Genomic DNA, 16,355 nt, shown 5'->3' with positions numbered 1-16,355 from the left:
CACGACGCAGCGCTTTCCCGGTCCGCCGAGCATCATGTTCACGGCGGAAGGGGGACCAGTGCTGGGAATTGGTATCGACTGGGCGGAAGAGTTTCATGACATCGCCTTGGGAACACTGGAGAAAGGGGTGGTCGAGCAGTTCCGCATCGATCACGGACCGACTGGAGTCGCCGCGCTGATCGAGCGTGCGCTGCGGCTGGAACCTGACCCGGCCGAGGTGCGGGTGGTGCTGGAGACTCGCCACGGGTTGCTGGTCGAAGCGCTGGTCGACGCCGGGTTCACCGTGGTTCCGGTGAACCCCGATCTGGTCGCGCGCCGGCGAGGTCCGGCCCGGAAGAAGGACGATGCCGAGGACGCCCGAATCTGTTGCCTGCTCGCGTTGGATCGGCACGCCGCGCTCAAGACGTTGATCCCACACGGGCAGGTCGGTGGGGAGTTGCGCGCGATCGGCCGCGATGACGAGCGCGCCGCCCGCGATCAGCGTCGGCTGCTCAACCGGCTGCGCGCGGACCTGCAGACCACCTACCCCGCCGCGCTGGCCCTGGCGGGTAAGGACCTGGGTGCACCGACGGTGTTGCGGCTGCTGCAGCAATGGCCCACCCAGCCTGAGCTGGCCCAAGCCTCCCGAGACGAGCTCGTCGCGTTCGCCCGGGGCGGCCGGCATGGCTGGCCCGAAACGTTCGCCGACCGCGTCACCGCCGCGCTCGCCGCGCCGTCGTTGCCGACCCGGGACTACCTCGTGCGCGCCAAGGCCGCCGGCATCCGCCTGGCGGCGGTCCAGCTGCTGGCCCTGCACGAGGCCCGCCGCGGCTGGGAAGCACGCATGGCCGAGCTGCTGCTGGGCGGGCCCCGCACCGGACGCGATCACACCGTGAAGGACCCCGACCCGGGGAAGGCCTTCCCGGGCGGGGAGATCTACCTGAGCTTCCCCGGCCTGGGTGACCGTCTCGCAGCTCGGGTCGCCGGCGAGATCGGCGAACACATCACTCAATTCGACAGCCCCGCGGGCTTGCAGTGCTACGCCGGCTCCGCCCCGGTCACCCGCCGGTCGGGGAAAAGCGATTTTGTCGTTGCCCGCCGGCTGGCGCACAACCACTACCTCGGCGCAGCGGTCCATCAATGGGCGTTCTGCAGCCTCACCAGAAGCGGCTGGGCGCGGGAGTTCTACGACAGCAAAATCGCTGCCAAAAAAAGCCACCACGCGGCTCTGCGAGCCCTGAGCAACCGATGGCTGGAAATCCTCTGGCACTGCCTGACCAAAGGCGTCCCCTACAACGAAGCCGTGCACGTCGCCAACCGCAACCGAGCCCTCGGGCACGCAGCCTGACCGCGTGGTTGACAGAGGGTGTCTCATGACCGTTCCTCTCAAGGACCCCAGAAGGGTTGGGTCCTATTTTCAGTGGCCACCAGCCGCCAGTCCAGCGCTGCGCGCGACGGTGCTCGACAGCATCGAGTCAGTCGAGTTCGACCACGCGCCCCTCAGCGCCCGAGTGCTGGGCCGCCTCGATGATTCGCAGCGCGTCGACGGCACTGACCGGGTCGACCGGGAACGGGCCCGTACCGCGCAGGGCCTTCTGGATCTGAGCGTAGAAGTCCTGGTAGCGGCCGACCTCGGTCGGCACGGTCTGTACATCGTCGCCGACGCCGAGCACCCCTGCGTCCGATGCGGGCTCCACACCCCAGCCGTTGTCGCCCGGTCGTATGCCCTCCTTGATCTGCGGTTCCTGCACGTCGAGGCCATACTTGGTGAAGGTCGCCCGGTCGCCGAGTACGCGGAAGCGCGGGTTGCGGGTGCCGGCGAGCACCGACGCCCACAGGTGTGAACGCACGCCGTTCACGTGATGTAGCGCGATGAAGACGTCATCGTCGACCGACACGCCTGCCCGGCGCCGATCGACCTCCGCGTAGACGGTGGCGACTGGGCCGAACAGCTGCAGCGCCTGGTCCACGATGTGTGCGCCGAGGTCGTAGAGCAGCCCGCCGGCTTCGGCAGGGTCACCTGACTCGCGCCAGTTCTCCTTGGGCTTGGGCACCCAGCGGTCGTAGCGGGACTCGAACCGGTAGACGTTCCCGAGCCTGCCGGCGTCGAGGACCTTGCGGACGGTCAGGAAGTCGGAGTCGAACCGGCGGTTCTGGAACACGGTGAGCCCGACGCCCTTGGCCCGTGCCGCCGCGACGACCTGCACAGCCTCGGCGGCGGTCGGCGCGAACGGCTTGTCGACGACTACCGGCAGTCCGAGCTCGATGGCCCGCAGCGCGAGCGGCACGTGGGTGCGGTTCGGGGTGCTGATCACCACGAGGTCCAGCTCGGCGGCGCCCGCGAACAGCGCGTCGGCGTCGGGCACGATCTCGGCGCCGGGGTGGTCGGTGCGCGCCTGGGTGACCCGTTCCGGGCTTGAGGTGACGATCGCGGCGGGCACGAGGCCCGGCGTCGCAGCGACCAGCGGGGCGTGGAACACCCGCGCGCCGGTGCCGTATCCGAGGATCCCTACCCGTAGGTCGCCCGTGCGGTCTGTTGCCATGCCATCTATTAAACAACACTGTTGTTTAATAGACACGTGCCTGGAGTCAACCTGCGTGGGTTGCGCGCCCACAACCGTGCCCTGCTGCTCGGACAGATCCTGCGCGCGGGCGGGCTCAGCCGCATCGAGCTGGCCGAACGTAGTCGCTTGACTCAGCAGGCGGTTTCGAAGATCATTCCTGCGCTGCTCGACGGCGGGCTTCTGGAGGAGCGACGCCAGCTGGCATCGGGGGTAGGGAAGCCGAGGACGCTGCTGCGCATCCGGGCGGACGCGCGGTACGCGATCGGCGCGCAGCTCGACCGCGACGAGGCGCGGGTGCTGATGACCGACCTGCTCGGCAGACCGGTACGGGCCGAGTCCCAGCCGCTTGCCCCCGGGTTCACCCCCGACCACGCCGTATCCGTGCTGGCCGAGGCGACCGAACGACTGCTCGACGGTGTCGACCGTGCGCTGGTGCTGGGCGTAGGGGTCGGGTCGGTCGGACCGCTTGACCATCGCAGCGGCGTCGTCCGCGACGCCACCAACCTGCCGGGATGGCACGAGGTGCCACTGCGCGCGATGCTCGCCGAGCGAACCGGCCTGCCCGTCCTGCTCGACAAGGACACCAACGCCGCGGCAGTGGCACAGCACTGGCCGGGGGAGCCGGAAGCCGACGTGGCAGCCACCGCGGTGGTGCTCGTCGGCACCGGCATCGGCGTCGGGTTGTTCCTCGACGGGCGTCTCTACCGGGGCCCGCGAACGAACGCGGGGGAGTTCGGGCACACCACGCTGGCTTTCGACGGTCCTCGCTGCGGGTGCGGCCGCCGCGGCTGCGTGGAGGTGCTGCACAACAATGCCGCGAGCACCGCCGAGGCGGCCCGGCTGCTCGGCATCGGGCTCGTCGATCTCGTGCAGGTGCTCGACCTCGAGCGCGTCGTGCTCACCGGACCAGCCGTGCGTGCGGCGCCCGCCGTCTATCGCGACGGCGTGGAGGCGCGGCTCTCGGAGTTGCTCCCGGTGCCGCACTGGCAGCGGGTCCGGGTGGAGGTGAGCGAGCTGGGCGACGATGTTGTTGCGCTCGGCGCGGCGGCGGAGGTGCTCGGCGCGTTCTACGAGGACCCGGATCGCGGTCCGGCTTGACGCATACCCATATCGGAATATGATGGCGCCCATGGCACGAGCAGCGACGACGTCGGACGTCTTCAACGCGATCGCCGAGCCTCAGCGCCGGGAGATCCTGGTACTGCTGCGGGCGGGTGAGCGGCCGGTGACCGAGTTGGCCCAGGAGCTGGGCATGACCCAGCCGGGGGCGTCCAAACACCTGCGGGTGCTGCGGGAGGTCGGGCTGGTGCGGGACCGCAAGGCAGGCAAGCAGCGCGTGTACGGCCTTGACGCCCGCGGGTTGCGACCGGTCCACGAGTGGACCGGCGGGTTCGAGCGGTTCTGGAACGAGAGCTTCGACCGGCTGGATGCGTACGTGCGGGACCTCAAGCAGGCAAAGCAGGAGGAGTGACCGATGGCAGAGACAGGACGGGCAGTGACAGGACGGGCAGCGACACGACGGACAGGGCCGGCGCAGTCAGCGACGGCCGACCGCGAGATCGTGATCACCCGGGTCATCAGTGCCCCACGGGAGCTGGTGTTCGAGGCGTTCACCGAGGTCCGGCACCTGTCGCGGTGGTGGGGACCGGAGGGGTTCACCACCACCACGCGGGCGTTCGAGTTCCGCGTCGGCGGGGAGTGGGACTTCGTGATGCACGGACCGGACGGGACGGACTACCAGGAGTGGATCTCCTGGACCGAGATCGCCCCGCCGGAGCGGATCGCGCTGCTGCACGGTGAGTCCCGCGGCGACCCGAACGCCTTCGAGTCGGTCCTCACGTTCGCGCCCGACGGCGCGGCGACCCGGATCGAGATGCGCACGGTGTTCCCCACCAAGGAGCTGCGCGACGAGGCGGTCGAGAAGTACCACGCGATCGAGGGCGGCCAGCAGACCCTGAACAACTTGGCCGCCTACGTCACCGAGATCGTTCGGAAGGGAGTTGCGGACTGATGGCCGGGAAGGTGTTCTTCAGCGTGACGATGTCGCTGGACGGGTTCATCGCGCCCGGGTCCAGCGAGGACTTGATGGGGCAGCAGTGGATGGAACTGCAGCAGTGGATATTCCCGACGCGGTTCTTCCGGGAGAACCTGGGGCTCGGCGAGGGCGGCGAGGAAGGGCGCGACAACGACATCGTGCGGGAGACGCATCTGCGCACCGGCGCGAGCGTGATGGGCAAGCGCATGTTCGACGCCGGCGAGCGGATGTGGCCGGAGGAGGCGCCGTTCCACACGCCGGTCCTCGTCGTGACGCACGAGAAGCGTGACCCCTGGGAGCGGCCGGGCGGGACCACCTTCCACTTCGTCAACGACGGCATAGAGCCCGCGCTCGATCAGGCCCGCGAGGCCGCCGGCGACCGGGACGTCCGCATCGCGGGCGGCGGCGCAACGATCCTGGAGTACGTGAACGCCGGCCTGATCGACGAGTTCACGGTCGCGCTCTCACCCGTGCTGTTCGGCTCCGGAATCCGCCTGTTCGAAGGCGTGGACGCGGGCCGCGTTGCCCTCGAGCCGGTCCGCGCGGAGCCGACGCAGCGGGTGACCCACCTGACCTACGCAGTCCGGGACCGGTGACTGTCCCGACCTCAGCGCTCCCCGCCGAGGTCAGCAGCGCGGTGAGATCCTCAGACGCTCTGGTCGTCAGTAAGGGCGAGCGTTCGGGCCGCGAGCTCGGCCGCGAGCTCCTGCGGGAGGGCGTTGTCGTCGTTACATCCGGCGGTATCGAGACTGGAGAATGGCGAACAGTCCGAAGGCGACGAATCCGAGTGCGACCGCGGTCAGTAGGAACTTCCCGAACGGCTGGGCCAGGATCGCCTGCATCGCTCCGTCGAGTCCTTGGGTGTCCTGCTGCTTGAAACTCAGCGTCGCGTAAGTGAGCAGGGCTCCGACCACCCCCAGGGCGAGCCCTTTGGCGATGTATCCGACCTGGCCCAACCGTGTCACAGCGTTGCGGGTGGCGGGGGACAACGAGGTCGTGTCGATCTCCTCGCTGAACGATTTCCGTACCCCTCTGACCAGCCCGGCGATGCCTATCCCCAGAATGAACAGCCCGGCGGCCACGACGATCACCCGGCCTCCGGGCACGGCCAGCACACCTGAGGTCGCGTGCTTTTCGGACTGCGAACTGGACGCCCTCGAGCCGAGCGCCACCGAGGCCGCGCTGACGCCCAATGCGACGTAGACCAATGCCATGGCCCCGCTGGTGACCTTCTCACGAGCCTGTGCGACGCCGTGTCGGTATCGGTGGCCCCAGATGGCTTCGCTGACCTGCCAGAGCGCTAGCGCCACCAGGCCGATGGCGACCAGCCACAGCAGGATCTTGCCGAAGGGCTGAGCAGCCAAGGTGGCCATCGCCCCTGAGGCGTCGGCGCTGTTGCCGGCTGGACCACTCCACGCGATCTTGATTGCCAACCAGCCGATGAGCAGGTGCACGAGGCCGTAGGCGACCAACCCGGCGCGGGCAACCATTTCCAGCGACGTGCTGTCGCCTACCTGTTCGGCCTTGCTGTCGGCGTCGGTTGTCATGGGTGGGGGATCTCCCGTCAACGGGCCGCGCTCACGATGTCCGCAGGGCCAGCTTGTGCCGGCCCAGCGCGGCGACGTCGATCTCGTCGAGAGAGGTGACGACGAGGTCGGCCCGCTCGGCGGCGAGCTCGTCCTCGTCGCCGACCCGGGCGACGCCCAGCGCCGCCATCCCGCCGGCCTTCGCGGCCTGGATGCCGCTGGCGGCGTCCTCGATCACGAAGCAGTCCGCCGGATCGACGCCGAGCTCCGCCGCGCCGGTCAGGAAGATCTCCGGGTGCGGCTTGCCCTGGGCGAAGTCCCGGCCGGAGATGTCGACGTCGAAGGAGTCGAGCAGACTCAGCCCTGGCGTCACGAAGTCGTAGGACCGGCTGTCCTGATCGGCGTAGGTGTCGAGTCGGATCTGGCGCAGGAACAGTCCCGCGTTCTTCGACGATGATGCCGCCGCGATGGGGATGCCCGAGGCTTTGACCGCGAGGACGAAGCGCATTGCGTCGGGATAGGCCTCGAACTCGCCGGCCTCGATGAGCTTGATGACCATGTCCTGCTTGTGCGCGCCGTAGGCCTCGACGCGGTCCTTCGCGTCGGGCACTTCGAAGTACTCGAGGGCGGCCAGGGCGCCCGCCGCTCGGGGCTTGCCGGACATCACCTGCTGATAGACCTGCGGGGTGAACCGGTCATCCGACCACGACGTCTGATCCCGGATGTCGACCCAGTCGGTCTCCATCAGCTCGCGCAGCGAGTCCTTCCAGGCCCGCTCGTGTGGGGAATCGACGAGGACGCCGTCGACGTCGAAGATCGCGCCCTTAAACCCTGTCGCCATGGTGGCTCCCTTCCGCGTGGTCCAGGTGGCTGTGTTCGGTGGGGGACAGGGCGAACACCGTGCTGTCGCCCGCTCCGAGCTCGCGGATCTCGTCGCCTACACCGATGCGAACCGGTCCACGGAAGCCCTCGGGCAGCGCGAGCACCGTCAGCTCGTCCCCGGCGATCGACACCCGCAGCGGGGTGGCGCGGAACTGCATCGAGAACACCAGTCCGTCGAGCCGGTCGAGCAAGGTCGGCGCGAAGTACAACACGCCGTCCCGGGCCTCACTGCCGACGTAGTAGCGCTGCAGCAGGTCCAGGGTCCCGGACATGACACCCATGTGGATGCCTTCCTTGGTCGTGCCACCCTGAACGTCCCCGATGTCGCTCTCCAGTGCCACGATGAACCGGTCCCATGAGCTCTTCGGGTCCAGACCGGCGAGCACACCGGCGTGGGTGACGAGACTCAGCGTCGAACCGTGAGAGGTGCGCCGGTCGTAGTAGTCGATCGTGCGCCGGGTCAGCTCCGGGTCGTGCTGGTAGCCGAGCCGGTCGAACAGCTCGCGGAGCTGCGCCTCGGAGAACAGGAAGAACAGCATCACCGCGTCGGCCTGTTTGGCCAGCTTGAACCGGCCGGGATCGTCACCTTCGGCCTTGAGGATCCGGTCCAGGCGCTGGATGTTGGAGTGCTCGGCCCGGTAGCGCTCCCAGTCGAGTTCCTCGAGGTCGAGGTAGCCCTCGAACTGGCTGATGATGCCGTCGGGGTGGAACGGCACGAACATCTTGCGGCTCATCTCGTCCCAGGTGTGCAGCTCGCCGTCGGTCAGCCCGAGGCGGGCGCGCAGCGCGGCACGTCGGCTGGCCGGCAGCAGCTCGAGCACGCGCGGGGCGGTACCGGCGATCCAGGCCACCATGACGTTGGTGTAGGCGTTGTTGGGCAGCCCGCCCTCGTCGGCCCCGGGGTAGCGCTCGTGGAACTCGTCGGGCCCCATCACGCCGTGGATCTCGTAGCGGTCGCGCTCCGGGTTGTAGTGCGCGATCGAGGCCCAGAACCGGGCGATCTCGAGCATCAGCTCGGCGCCGTACTCGCGCATGAACTCCCGGTCGTCGGTGGCCTGGTAGTACTGCCAGACGTTGTAGAAGATCGCGGCGTTGACGTGGCGCTGGTTGTGGCTGTGGTCGGGATCCCACTGGCCCGACAGCGGGTTGAGGTGCACCACCTGGGTCTCCTCAGTGCCGTCACTGCCGCTCTGCCACGGGAACATCGCACCCTGAAAGCCCGCTTCCCGGGCGGCGGCCCGGGCCTCGCTGAGCCGGCGGTAGCGGTAGAGCAGCAAGCCGCGGGTGATCTCGGGCAACCGGAAGTTGAGGAATGGGTAGACGTAGAGCTCGTCCCAGAACACGTGGCCCCGGTAGGCCTCGCCGTTGAGGCCGCGGGCCGGCACCCCCGCGTCGTGCCGCGCGGTGTGCCGCGAGCAGACCTGCAGCACGTGCGCCACATGCAACCGCAGCAGCAGCTGGACGCGCGGCTCACGGGGCAGCTCGATGTCGCAGACCTCCCACAGCTCCGTCCACGCCGAGGCGTGCTCCTCCAGGGCTTCAACGAAACCCGGGTAGCGCAGCACATGGCGGCCGGCGGCGGTCAGTGTCTCGGTGATCGCGTTGTCGTGCGAGGTGAACAGCGCGATCATCTTCTCCACCCGCACCGGCTCGCCCTGCGCCACGTCGAAGGCGATGACCTGCTGGATGTAGTCCTGCATCTGGTCCAGGCCGCGCTCCACCGCAACCTGCTCGCCGTCGCGGAATACCCGGGTGCGGGCGGCTTCGGCGACATAGATGTTCGACTGCCGAGTGCGCGCCTTCAGCGCGATCGTGTCCGGACCGAACGTGCGCGGCGAGACCGGGTCCAGATGGCGCCCCTCCAGCTCGCGGTAACGGGCGACCATCTGGTTGGTCACCCGACCGTCGAGTCCGGAGATCACCTCGATGCGACCCGACCAGTTCTCCGGGGTCAGCGTCCACTCGATGCCGGCCTGATGGCTGTGGGCCATGCTGACGAACCTGCGGCTGCGCAGCGTCGTCTCCCGGTCCGCGCGGTCGCGGAAGCGCAGTACGCGCTGCACCATCGCGAGCCCGATGTCGTACGAGTGCTCGTAGGAGATCAGCTCGACGTTGTCGAGCCGGATCGCTTCCTCGCCCTCGATGCGCAGCTTGAGCACCAGCCAGTTCGGCAGGTTGACCAGGTCCTCGTTCAGCACCGGGCGACCCCCGAGGATGGTGGTCTCCCGATTGAAGCCACCATGGGCGTAGGTGCCGGGGTAGTGGACCCCGCCGACGTCCTCCCACTCGGCCGTGCCTCGGGTGCAGAAGTAGCCGTTGCCCGTCGACGTCAGCGACTCACGCAGCCCCTCGGTGTCGGGGTCGAAGTGGTCGTAAGACAGTGCGAACTCGGACATCGATTCCCTCTCGGACGGTGAACGGCCCTTCACCGGGCCAGAGTCGATAGCAGCTGTTGCACCTCCACGGGGGAGGAGACCGCGAACTCGGCGGCCGTGGCCCGGTCGGCCACTTCGGGGTCGTCGGCGTGGCCGACGATGATGCCGATGCCGCGACCACCGGCCAGCGCCCGGAACGCGTCCTCGTCGGTGACGTCGTCGCCGAGGTAGAGCGGCGCCACGTCGTCGCCGTCCAGTCCCAAGGCTGTCAGCAGGTAGAGCACCGCTTTGCCCTTGTTCCAGTCGATCTTCGGCTGAAGCTCGTAGACCATTTTCCCCGGTGTCACCTTGAGGCGGTCGGGCTGCTCGGTGAGCATGGTGTCGACGGTGGCGGCGATCCGGTCGTGCTGGCCCGGGTCGACGAGTCGGTAGTGCACGGCGACCGAAGCCTTCTTCGGCTCGATCACCACGCCCGGGACAGAGCCGACCTCGGCGCGCAGCCGATCGGTGGCCTCAGCTACGACGTCGTCGAAACTCCCGGCGGCCTCGTGCTGAATCGTGCCCTCGGTCGGGCTCCAGATGTCGAAACCGTGGCTGCCGGCCACCACCAGGTCGTCGACACCCATCAGTTCCTGCACGACCAGCCGGTCACGGCCACTGACCACGCAGACCGGGCAGCGCTTCGCCAGCTCCCGCACCGTGTCCCGCATGCCCTCGGAGATCACCGCGTCCTCGGGCCGGTCGACGATCGGCGTGAGCACGCCGTCGTAGTCGAGGAACACCGCCGGCCGGCGCCCGGCCAGCCGATCGACGAACTGGCTGCCGTCGTGCAACGCGTCGGGCAGGTCACGCACTGTCGACGTCGGCGTCGTCATCGCCGGACCATCTCGAGCTCCGGGCAGGAACGCTTCCCACCGCCCATTTCCCACTCACCTCGGCGCGACCATACGGTGGCCACCAAGGTCTGGAGCGGCTTGTGCGTATCCAGTGTGGCAGCCCGGGCACAAGCTGTCGATCGGCCGAACGGCCAGCCCAGTCGCCGGGACCGCGTGCTGCCGGGAACCCACGCTCGCTGAGAAGGATTGGGAGTGCGAGCGTGCACGACCGTTGACAGGCTGTGGCGACCAGCGGTCCACTTGTTGGCCCAGTGATGAGGCCGGGGATGAGCGGGAGGCAGCTGATGACCAATTCAGCGGGAGCCGAGCAGCCAAACGAGGTGGGTGTGCTTGCCGGCCTGAACTCGGCCGCGACGACGTCGTTCTACTGGTACTTGGCGCTTCTCGCGTGTATCGGTGGGTTCCTGTTCGGGTACGACACTGCCGATATCGGAAGTGTCCTGGATTTCATCCCCTACCACTTGTCTGACTTCGCCACGGGCTACCTCGTGGCCGGGGCGTCGATCGGGGCTGCTGTCGGAGCCCTCGTGGCCGGTCCGTTGACGGACCGCTACGGGCGGAAGTCGTTGCTTATTGCCGATGCCGCCATCTACGCGATCGGAGCGATCCTGTCGGCGGTGGCTGTGAATGCCGGGATGCTCCTGTCCGCCCGTACACTTATCGGACTCGCGGTCGGGGCGGATTCCGCGATTGCCACGGCATACATTGTGGAGTTTGCGCCCGCGAAACGGCGAGGCTCGCTCAGCCTCATCCAGCAGTGGATGATCACGGTCGGGATCCTCGTCTCCTATCTCCTCGCCTTGTTGATCCTCAAGGTGTGGCCTCAGGCGGCTTACGGCGCGGACTGGAGGATCATCCTCGGGCTGGGCGCGGTCCCGGCGTTGCTCGCGGTCGTGCTGCGGGCACGGATGCCGGAATCCCCACGATGGTTGATGCTCAAGGGGCGTTTCGCCGAAACCAGGAAGGCGCTCGGGCAGCTCGGGCTCGAGGTATCTGAACAGCAGGTCCGGGTGACCGCGGAGCAACTCGCCGCGACCGAGGCCAACCAAGGCCAGAGGACGCAGTGGACCCCTGGCGTGAAGAGAGCATTGATGGTGGTGTGCGTCTTCTTCATCTTCCAGCAGATCACGGGAATCAACGTGCCGTTCTACTATGGCCCGCAGCTGCTGGGGGGCTTCTTCCAGGGCTCGAATTCCGCGGTGGATGCGGCCGTTGCCGGAATCGAGGCGGCGGCCATACTGGGTGCGGTCAACGTGGTCGCAACCTACTTCGGCTTCCGTTACATCGACAGAGCCGGGCGCCGGAAGCTAGCCCTGGGCGGCTACCTGGGCATGACGGTCTTCATTTTGCTCGCGGCAGTGGGCGTGGCGTATCTGACCGGGACGCCGAAGATCATGGTGGTTATGGTGGGTTTCGCTTTCTTCATCACCTCGTTCGCGATCGGTGTCGGCGGAACGGGCTGGCTCATTCAGGGCGAGGTATTCCCCACTGCGGTTCGCGGCCGGGCGGCCGCGATCGGAGCGAGCGTCGACTGGCTGGCAAACTTTGTGATCATTCTAGCTTTCCCGGCCTTGAACACGGCGTTCGGACTGGGGTGGGTGATGGTGTTGTTCGCTGTTATCTCAGTACTGGCAATTGTGTTCATCGCCCGATTCCTGCCCGAAACAAAGGGGCTGCCGCTGGAAGATGTCGTCGGTGTCTTCGAACGACAGGCCGCCGGGGCGAAGGCGACGTCCCGTTGAGGATGGAAACGCTCGAGACCCGGCCCGGCCGCCTGGCGTACATTTTGCGTCGTGCGCCTTGATCTCGGCCGGATCCGCGACGCCGTGAACTCGATCGATCCGGCGTTCCTCCGGACGCCGCAGTTCAAATCAGGGCCGCTCGACGTCGCACTCGGATGCTCGGTGACGTTGAAGGTGGAGACGCTCAACCCCGTGCGCAGCTTCAAGGGTCGCGGGACCGAGCTCGTCATGTCGCGGCTGGCGTCCGAGCGCCGGTACCCATCGGTCGTATGCGCGAGCGCCGGCAATCTTGGCCAAGCGCTTGCCTACAGCGGCTCGCGACGCGGCATACCCGTGGCCGTCTTCGCCGCCGCGTCCGCCAGTGCCTTGAAGATCGAACGCATGCGCTCGCTGGGCGCTACGGTGCATCTCGACGGGGACGACATCGAACGGCCAAGGGCCCTCGCCCGCGAGTTCGCTCAGGTCGAGGGGGCCTTTCTGGTCGAGGACAGCCTCAATGTCGACACCTGCGAGGGTGCGGCAACGATCGGTTTGGAACTCCTCGCCGGTGCAGAGCGCCCCGATGTGCTGATCATTGCTCTCGGCGGTGGCGCGCTGGCCACCGGTGTCGGGTACGTAGCCGGGGAGTTGTCACCAAGCACCAAGGTCGTCGCCGTCCAGCCGACCGGCGCGCCTGCGATGGCGCTGTCGTGGCGGAAACGGACCGTGGTCAACACCGACGCCATCGACACGATCGCCGACGGCGTCGCTGGCCGACACCCAATCCCGGAGGTGCTCGACGACCTTCTCAAGGTCGTCGATGACGTCGTTCTCGTCGATGATGATCTCATCAAACGCGGCATGCGGCTTCTGTTCGAGCGTGCCGGGCTCGTCGTCGAACCGTCGGCCGCACTCGGGGTCGCGGCCATTCTCGGGAACCCCGAAAGATTCGCCGGGCTCAGCGTTGCCACGGTCGTGTGCGGCAGCAATGTCACGGCTTCTGACTTCCGAGCCTGGGCGATGGACTCGCGCTGAACCATGCCGCCGGCGGACGGATGGATGCGTGGACTGCGGGGCTGGGACGGCGTGTGGGGTGCGTGAGAGCGGGGTCACAGCGTTCGGTCTTGAACTGGAGTGCGCTCCAGTTCTTAGCGTGGTGCCATGACCAGCGCGGAACGCCTCGATCACACGCTGACGATCACTGAGGTCGCCCAGCGGATCGGTTTGTCGATCGACACGCTGCGCTACTACGAGAAGGCGGGGCTCATCCAGCCGGTTGCCCGCTCGACGGGCCGACATCGTCGGTACCGCGCCGAGGACCTGGATTGGATCGAGTTCCTGCTGCGGCTGCGGGCGACCGGTATGTCAATCGCGGACATGCAGCGGTTCGCGACGCTGCGTGCGCACGGCCCGGCCACCGTCGAAGCGCGACTGGCCCTGCTGCGGGAACACCGGCGGCAGTTGAGCGTCCAGATCAACCAGCTCGAGACCAACGGGCAGGCGCTCGACATGAAGATCACTCACTACGAGAAGCTGTTGGAGGAATCATGAACCGCGAGGAACGTCAGTCCCACGGGCTGCGGGTGCTCAAGGAGATCGACGGTGACGCCGGGCAGAAGGTGATCGACAGTCTGGCTGACGTGTCCCCAGAGCTGGCCCACCAGGTCGTCGCCTGGGCCTTCGGCGACATCTACGCCCGGCCCGGCCTCGCCCCCCGAGACCGGCAACTGGTCACTTTGGGCATGCTGACCGCCCTCGGCGGCGCGGAACCCCAGCTCGAGGTGCACATCAACGCCGCGCTCAACGTCGGCTTGACCGCGCAGGAGATCGTCGAGGCGCTGCTGCACGCGGCGGTCTACTGCGGAATGCCCCGCGCGCTCAACGCGACGTTCGTGGCCAAGAAGGTGTTCGCCGACCGCAAGCTGCTCCCCGTCACGGCGTGAGTCCCCGCGAGCGCATCCTTGTGCGACGGCAGCACGACGAGCTTTCCGGTGGCTTCGTTGTTCTCCATGTACCGGTGGGCCGCAACGATGTCGTCCAGGCCGAAGACACGGTCGACGTTGGGTCGGTAGACGCCGGCCTCGACCTCGTGGACGACCCGTTGCAACACGGGCGTGCCCGCGCTGCCCTTGACGTTGTCGCTGTGGAAGGCCGTGAGCAAGGTTCCGGACGGGATCACCGCGATCGGTTCGAAGTCCGGGATCACCCACCCACTGAGCGTGCCTGCCATGCACACCGTTCCGCCGCGACGGACCAGGCGCAGCGAGTCCACCGCGGTGCTCGTCCCGACGAGATCCAGAACATAGTCCGGACCCTCGGGCCAGACCGTGTACACACTCGCCGCCAGCGACCCACCGTCGTCGACGAGTACGTGGTCGACGCCGGCCGCGGTCAACGCGTCGATCTTGCCTGGCCGCCGGGTCGTGGCCGCGGTCTCGACACCGTGGCCGGACGCGATCGACGCGGCGGCCAGGCCCACCGAGGAGGTCCCGCCGCGGATCAGCAACCGCCCCCAGCCACGCGGCAGGACCCCCAACGTGTCCAGCGAGCCCTGCGCGGTCAGGTACGTCTCGGGTAGCGCGGCCAAGACGTCCCAAGGCAACGAGGTAGTGACCGGCATCAGCAGCGAGTTCGGCAATAACGCATATTCCGCATAACCGCCGTCGAACTCCCGCCCCATCTCACCCATCACCGCCGCAACGGTCGTCCCATCCGGCAACATGGGATCGGTCGAGGCTGCCACGATTCCCACACACTCGATCCCCAGCACACGCGGGAACGTCACGTTCGGGGAGTGCCCCTGGCGGGTCCTCAGCTCCGACCGGTTCAAGCCCGCGCCCTTCACCTGGACCAGGCTCCAGCCCTGCCGAACCGCTGGTACCGGCAGCTCACGGATCTCCAGCACATCCGGGCCACCCGCCCGGACACAGACCGCCGCTCGCATCGTCGTACTCATCTCGCACCACCTCCGATACGTGCACTGTCGCCGGAACGCGGTGCGGCTGGCCACCGGTAGAATGCCAAGTTATGCCCGTTGGCCGCCAACCTGCCCGGGCCGGTCGGACGTCAAATCTGTGGCCGTCCGGCGGGGTGCATCTATGGCCGTCCGGGGGAACAAGCTCAGCGGATTCCCATCGACGTGGGCACCTGGTGTACGCAGCCAGTGGCGTCCTGTCAGTTCACACCGAACGTGGCACATCGATCGTTCCCGCCAACCGAGTCGCCTGGACCCCTGCCGGGTTCACGCACCACCACCGCGCTCACGGCCACACCGATATGCGGATCGTATTTCTACCGGCATCCCTGGCCCGGCTCGTACCAGGCCATCCCGCGGTGTTCCTGGCCTCCGACCTCGCCCGCGAAATCCTGCTCACCCTCACGGGCCCGGGCAACTACGACCGCGTCGCACGCGTCTATGACCGCTCCGCGCGCGCTCGCCTTCATCGAGTCCTCGTCGATGAACTCCACGAAGCACACGAGCAGCCACTGCAGCTGCCAGAACCACATGACGACCGGCTGCAAGCCATTGCGCGGATGCTGTACGAGAAGCCTGCGGACAACACCTCACTGGCCGAACTCGGGCGGACGATCGGAGCCAGCGCCCGCACACTCAGTCGACTGTTCCACAACGAACTCGGCATGACCTTCTATGAGTGGCGCACACAGCTACGCATCTATCACGCACTCGTCCTCCTCGCCGACGGCCACGACACCACCCACGTCGCCCACGCCTGCGGGTGGGCGAACCCCAGCAGCTTCATCGCAGCTTTCACCAACATCATCGGCACCACACCCGGCCGCCACCGTTCGACCAAGAGCTAAAACTGATCGCTACCGCGCCATGCGGCGGGACGCTCACGTGCGAATCCGTTGAGGCGCCGTCGCGCTGTTCGTGAGTTTTCGCCCGCATGTTGTGCGACGATCCAGATGCAAATCTCGCAAACCAGTTGAAAAGGCAAGCTAGGACTTGTGGCGCCCGTTTAGCTGATCAGAGAGTGGAGAGGCGCACTGCGTCGGCGGTGGGGGCGCGGAGCACCTCGGCGAGTGGAGAGTGCAGCAGCACCAGCGCTCTACCGGACCGGCGCACACACCGACCCGACGATCCAGCAGATGCGACAGCACAACCCGCAGGCTCTGGTGGCACTCTGGCGCACGGTCTCGGCGCAGGTATCCGCCCAGGGGTATAGCAACGCCTTCCTGGTGGTCGCGGTGATCTCACTGGCCGGAGGTCTGTTGGCGCTGGTGCGGACATGGGATCGGTCACCGCGCAACCCGGGGAACTAGTCGGGTTCCAAACCGGCGGCGCCGACACCACTACGGGCCTCAGCCGCTGAGCTTCGCCGTCAGATCATTGTGACGCACGACATGGTCACGGAC

17 protein-coding genes are annotated in these 16,355 nt (G+C 67.6%); 11 read left to right on the top strand and 6 right to left on the bottom strand.

The window, feature by feature from the left end; all coding sequences use genetic code 11:
* Window positions 1-58 precede the first annotated feature (58 nt).
* Complete coding sequence (locus ACTXG6_RS35850) at window positions 59-1,327, top strand: IS110 family transposase (RefSeq protein ID WP_445183717.1); 1,269 nt, start codon at window positions 59-61, stop codon at window positions 1,325-1,327.
* A 127-nt stretch (window positions 1,328-1,454) separates the two neighbouring features.
* Here ACTXG6_RS35850 and ACTXG6_RS35845 read toward each other — a convergent pair whose 3' ends face one another.
* Window positions 1,455-2,522 carry a Gfo/Idh/MocA family oxidoreductase gene (locus ACTXG6_RS35845; protein WP_445183761.1) on the bottom strand — a complete coding sequence of 356 codons (1,068 nt, stop codon included), beginning with the start codon at window positions 2,520-2,522 and terminating at the stop codon, window positions 1,455-1,457.
* Between the two features lie 60 nt (window positions 2,523-2,582).
* Between ACTXG6_RS35845 and ACTXG6_RS35840 the strand changes: the two genes are divergently transcribed.
* From ACTXG6_RS35840 to ACTXG6_RS35825, 4 genes are read left to right on the top strand one after another with little or no spacing between them, the layout of a single operon-like run.
* Window positions 2,583-3,641, top strand: coding sequence for an ROK family transcriptional regulator (locus ACTXG6_RS35840; protein ID WP_445183760.1), 1,059 nt, complete (start codon window positions 2,583-2,585; stop codon window positions 3,639-3,641).
* A gap of 31 nt (window positions 3,642-3,672) precedes the next feature.
* A complete protein-coding gene (locus ACTXG6_RS35835; RefSeq protein WP_445183759.1) occupies window positions 3,673-4,014 on the top strand; it encodes an ArsR/SmtB family transcription factor in 342 nt (113 codons plus the stop codon).
* 3 nt (window positions 4,015-4,017) lie between these two features.
* On the top strand, window positions 4,018-4,554 hold the full coding sequence (locus ACTXG6_RS35830; RefSeq protein ID WP_445183758.1) for an SRPBCC family protein: 537 nt from the start codon (window positions 4,018-4,020) through the stop codon (window positions 4,552-4,554).
* Complete coding sequence (locus ACTXG6_RS35825) at window positions 4,554-5,174, top strand: dihydrofolate reductase family protein (RefSeq protein ID WP_445183757.1); 621 nt, start codon at window positions 4,554-4,556, stop codon at window positions 5,172-5,174. The genes ACTXG6_RS35830 and ACTXG6_RS35825 overlap by 1 nt, the downstream gene beginning before the upstream one ends.
* A gap of 132 nt (window positions 5,175-5,306) precedes the next feature.
* On the opposite strand, the gene ACTXG6_RS35820 is transcribed toward ACTXG6_RS35825, so the two are convergent.
* Genes ACTXG6_RS35820 through otsB form a run of 4 tightly spaced genes read right to left on the bottom strand, consistent with a single transcriptional unit; the run spans window position 5,307 to window position 10,236 of the window.
* Window positions 5,307-6,125, bottom strand: a complete 819-nt coding sequence (locus ACTXG6_RS35820; RefSeq protein ID WP_445183756.1) for a DUF1206 domain-containing protein — start codon at window positions 6,123-6,125, stop codon at window positions 5,307-5,309.
* A gap of 31 nt (window positions 6,126-6,156) precedes the next feature.
* A complete protein-coding gene (locus ACTXG6_RS35815; protein ID WP_445183755.1) occupies window positions 6,157-6,945 on the bottom strand; it encodes an HAD family hydrolase in 789 nt (262 codons plus the stop codon).
* Window positions 6,929-9,382: a glycoside hydrolase family 65 protein gene (locus tag ACTXG6_RS35810; RefSeq protein WP_445183754.1), complete on the bottom strand. Its 2,454-nt coding sequence runs from the start codon at window positions 9,380-9,382 to the stop codon at window positions 6,929-6,931. The genes ACTXG6_RS35815 and ACTXG6_RS35810 overlap by 17 nt, the downstream gene beginning before the upstream one ends.
* 29 nt (window positions 9,383-9,411) lie before the next feature.
* Window positions 9,412-10,236 carry a trehalose-phosphatase gene (otsB, locus tag ACTXG6_RS35805; protein ID WP_445183753.1) on the bottom strand — a complete coding sequence of 275 codons (825 nt, stop codon included), beginning with the start codon at window positions 10,234-10,236 and terminating at the stop codon, window positions 9,412-9,414.
* 305 nt (window positions 10,237-10,541) lie between these two features.
* On the opposite strand from otsB, the gene ACTXG6_RS35800 reads away from it, so the two are divergent.
* From ACTXG6_RS35800 to ACTXG6_RS35785, 4 genes are all read left to right on the top strand, one after another.
* Entirely contained in the window at window positions 10,542-11,999 is a 1,458-nt protein-coding gene (locus tag ACTXG6_RS35800) for a sugar porter family MFS transporter (protein WP_445183752.1), read from the top strand.
* A gap of 51 nt (window positions 12,000-12,050) precedes the next feature.
* Window positions 12,051-13,013, top strand: coding sequence for a threonine ammonia-lyase (locus ACTXG6_RS35795; RefSeq protein ID WP_445183751.1), 963 nt, complete (start codon window positions 12,051-12,053; stop codon window positions 13,011-13,013).
* Between the two features lie 126 nt (window positions 13,014-13,139).
* Window positions 13,140-13,529, top strand: coding sequence for a MerR family transcriptional regulator (locus ACTXG6_RS35790; RefSeq protein WP_445183750.1), 390 nt, complete (start codon window positions 13,140-13,142; stop codon window positions 13,527-13,529).
* Window positions 13,526-13,921 carry a carboxymuconolactone decarboxylase family protein gene (locus ACTXG6_RS35785; protein ID WP_445183749.1) on the top strand — a complete coding sequence of 132 codons (396 nt, stop codon included), beginning with the start codon at window positions 13,526-13,528 and terminating at the stop codon, window positions 13,919-13,921. The genes ACTXG6_RS35790 and ACTXG6_RS35785 overlap by 4 nt, the downstream gene beginning before the upstream one ends.
* On the opposite strand, the gene ACTXG6_RS35780 is transcribed toward ACTXG6_RS35785, so the two are convergent.
* On the bottom strand, window positions 13,834-14,934 hold the full coding sequence (locus ACTXG6_RS35780; protein ID WP_445183748.1) for a zinc-binding dehydrogenase: 1,101 nt from the start codon (window positions 14,932-14,934) through the stop codon (window positions 13,834-13,836). The two genes, ACTXG6_RS35785 and ACTXG6_RS35780, sit on opposite strands and share 88 nt — an antisense overlap.
* Before the next feature lie 194 nt (window positions 14,935-15,128).
* Here ACTXG6_RS35780 and ACTXG6_RS35775 point away from each other — a divergent pair, with 194 nt between their 5' ends.
* Complete coding sequence (locus ACTXG6_RS35775; protein ID WP_445183747.1) at window positions 15,129-15,800, top strand: AraC family transcriptional regulator; 672 nt, start codon at window positions 15,129-15,131, stop codon at window positions 15,798-15,800.
* Window positions 15,801-16,022: 222 nt separating this feature from the next.
* Complete coding sequence (locus ACTXG6_RS35770; protein WP_445183746.1) at window positions 16,023-16,262, top strand: hypothetical protein; 240 nt, start codon at window positions 16,023-16,025, stop codon at window positions 16,260-16,262.
* Window positions 16,263-16,355: the final 93 nt, after the last annotated feature.

This window comes from Pseudonocardia sp. Cha107L01, from assembly GCF_052566575.1.
Note: the sequence above shows the minus strand (reverse complement) of the source record. Positions and strands in the feature narration are given on the sequence as shown.